Raw genomic sequence first — 2872 nt, forward strand, 5'->3', positions numbered from 1 at the left:
GGGCTGAACGGGATGCCGGGTGTGCTGGGCTGGGCGGTGGATGGGGCTGGCTGGTGCTGGGCCGGTCGCTGAACGAACGGGCAGCAGGGTTTGCGCGGGCTCGGCGGTGGGAGGTGCCAGGCCGGCGCTGGCGCTGCGGCGAACGGGACGCCGGGTGTGCCGTTCGCGTGCGGCGGCCGAAACCGGCCAGTGCAGGTGGCCGCCGCAGGGCGTCCGGGCCCGGATCGGCTCGCGTGTCCGCCCGGCCGACTCAGCATCAATTCAGCAGCGGGTCGTCCAGCAGATGCTGGAAGGCGAGCTCGGCCGCGCCGATCAGGGCCGCGTCGTTGCCCAGCCCCGGGGTGCGCAGCCGGATGTGTTCGCGGCACGCCGGCAGGGCCACCTCGTTCAGGCGGCTGCGGATCTGCGCCGCGGCGCCCAGGTAGACGTCGCGCAGGGTGCCGCCGAAGATCACCGCTTCGGGGTTGAAGATGTTGGCCAGGTTGCCCACGCCGAAGCCGATCCAGTCGCCCACCTCGCGGACCGCGAACTGGGCCCGGCTGTCGCCGTGCATCGCCGCCCGGACCACGCTCAGCACCGCCGCGCCGCCGGTCTCGCCCTCGCGGCCGGCCCGCCGGAGCAGCGCCTGCTCGCCGATCTCGGTCTCCCAGCAGCCCCGGGACCCGCAACCGCATGCGCGGCCGTACGGGTTGACCACCATGTGGCCGACGTCGCCGCCGTGGCCGCCGTACCCGGTGACCTGGGCCCCGCCGGCGATGATGCCGGCGCTGATGCCGGCGTCGCCGTGCAGGTAGATGACGTTGTCGCAGCCGACGGCGGCGCCGCGGCTGTGCTCGACCAGGGCCGAGACGTCGGCGTGGTTGCCGACGGTCAGCCGGCGTTCGTCGCCCAGTTCGTCGCCGAGCGCGGCCCGGACCGGCTCGGCCCAGCCGGCGGTCGGGGAGAGGCGCACCGCGCCGTCCTCGCGCCGGATCCGGCCCGCGACCGCCACGCCGGTGCCGACGTGCCGGGCGCCGTCGGCCACCTCCTGGCGCATCTCGTGCACGAACGCGGCGAGCGGCTTGACCGCGTCGAGGACCGGCATGCCGGGTGGGCGCTCGCACTCGCGGCGGTCCATGACCCGCCCGCCGAGGCCGACCCGGGCCGCGCGGAGCCGGTCGACCTCGATGCTCAGCGCGTACGCGTGGATCCGCGCCGACTCGGGCCGGACCACGAGCGACGGTCGTCCGGCCCGGCCGGTCTCGCGGGGCACCGCCTCGCTGACCAGTCCCGCCGTGGTCAGCTCGGCGGTCAGCGCGCCGATGGTGCTGCGGTTGAGGCCGAGCCGGCTGGTGAGCTCGGCCCGCGACGTCGCGCCGTGCAGGTGGACGTAGCGCAGCAGGGAACCGAGGTTGTGCCGGCGTACCTCCTCCGGGCTGGGGCCGGCCCGCATCAGCGCGCCGTCCCCGTGCCCGAAGTTTCGCTCACCGGGTTCCGGTAGCTGCCGCCCTGCGCCGGGCCAGGGCGTCGACGCTGGCGGCGACCAGCAGGATGAGGCCGGTGAAGATGTACTTCTGGCCGGACGAGAAGCCCATCAGGCCCATCCCGTTGTCGATCACCGCGATCACCGCACCACCGATGACCGCGTTGATGATCTTTCCCTTGCCGCCGAAGAGGCTGGTGCCGCCGATGACGGCCGCGCCCACCGAGTAGAGCAGGATGTTGCTGCCGCCGGTGTTCGGGTCGACCGAACTGGCCCGGCTGACCGCCATGATGCCGCCGATCGCCGCCATGGTGGACGCGATCGCGAAGACCGAGATGCGGATCCGGTCGACCGGGATGCCGGCCCGCCGGGCCGCCTCGGTGTTGCCGCCGACGGCGTAGACGTGCCGGCCGTAAGTGGTGCGGCCCAGCACGAAGGTCCAGAAGATCAGGAAGGCCCCGATGATCGGGACCACGATCGGTACGCCCTTGAGCGAGTTGATCGCCGGGTTGACCGCCCGTTCCTGCGACAGCACCGCCGTGGTGGTCAGCACCAGCACCGCCAGGCCGCCGATGCGCAGCAGCACGATGCCGATCGGGTCGGTGACCAGGCCGCGGGCGGCGCGGCTACGGATTCGGCTGAACTGCACCAGCGCGTAGCCGGCGACCACGCCGATGGCCAGGATCCAGCTCCACAGCACCGGGATGTTGTCGTTGTTGAGCGAGATGACGAACGGGTCGCGGATCGAGATGTTGATGCCGCCACCCAGCAGCACCAGCAGCAGGCCCTGGAAGCCCAGGAACGCGGCCAGCGTGACCACGAAGGACGGGATGCCGACCTTGGCGATCAGCAGGCCCAGCGCCAGGCCGATGACCACACCGGTGAGCAGCGCGGCCGGGATGGCGAGATACCAGGCGACGCCGTGGTTGGTCAGCAGGATGGCCATGACCGCGCCGCAGACGCCGCTGGCGAAGCCGGCCGACAGGTCGATCTCGCCGAGCAGCAGCACGAAGATCAGGCCCATGGCGATGAAGACCACCTGGGCGCCCTGGGTGAACAGGTTGGCGAAGTTCAGCGGGCTGAAGAAGGTCTCCCGCGCGACGCCGAAGATCAGCGACAGGACGACCAGTCCGAGGACGGCGGGCAGGCTGCCCAGGTCGCCGCCGCGGACCCGGCCCCAGTAGTCGTGGATGTGGCCGCCGACGGTGGGCTTGACCACCTTGACACCGCCGGCCGTGGTCGTGGTGGTGGTCACTGGTCCCCTCCGGGCGTGATGTCGATGGCGTCGCTGGCGAAGTCGGAAGGCTTCTCCGGGGGCAGGCCGAGGTTGCCGCTGCGTCCGGAGGTGATGAGTTCGACGATCTGGGAGTGGGTGACGTCGGTGGTTTTGACCTGGGCGGCGGTGCGGCC

Annotated in this window: 2 protein-coding genes and 1 pseudogene; all 3 read right to left on the reverse strand. The window is 72.4% G+C overall.

The window, feature by feature from the left end; translation table 11 throughout:
- Window positions 1–256: 256 nt before the first annotated feature.
- On the reverse strand, window positions 257–1432 hold the full coding sequence (locus tag ACWEOZ_RS42305; RefSeq protein ID WP_451916317.1) for an ROK family transcriptional regulator: 1176 nt from the start codon (window positions 1430–1432) through the stop codon (window positions 257–259).
- 31 nt (window positions 1433–1463) lie between these two features.
- Window positions 1464–2717: a sugar ABC transporter permease gene (locus tag ACWEOZ_RS42310; RefSeq protein WP_451916318.1), complete on the reverse strand. Its 1254-nt coding sequence runs from the start codon at window positions 2715–2717 to the stop codon at window positions 1464–1466.
- Window positions 2714–2872 (reverse strand): annotated as a pseudogene (locus ACWEOZ_RS42315) (sugar ABC transporter ATP-binding protein); the annotation flags it as partial. The pseudogene ACWEOZ_RS42315 and the gene ACWEOZ_RS42310, both read right to left, overlap by 4 nt.

This window comes from Actinoplanes sp. NPDC004185, from assembly GCF_053603475.1.

Bases quoted from the DNA above. Each gene is read 5' to 3' on its own strand.
- ACWEOZ_RS42305 (WP_451916317.1), bottom strand. From the start codon at position 1,432: ATGCGGGCCGGCCCCAGCCCGGAGGAGGTACGCCGGCACAACCTCGGT.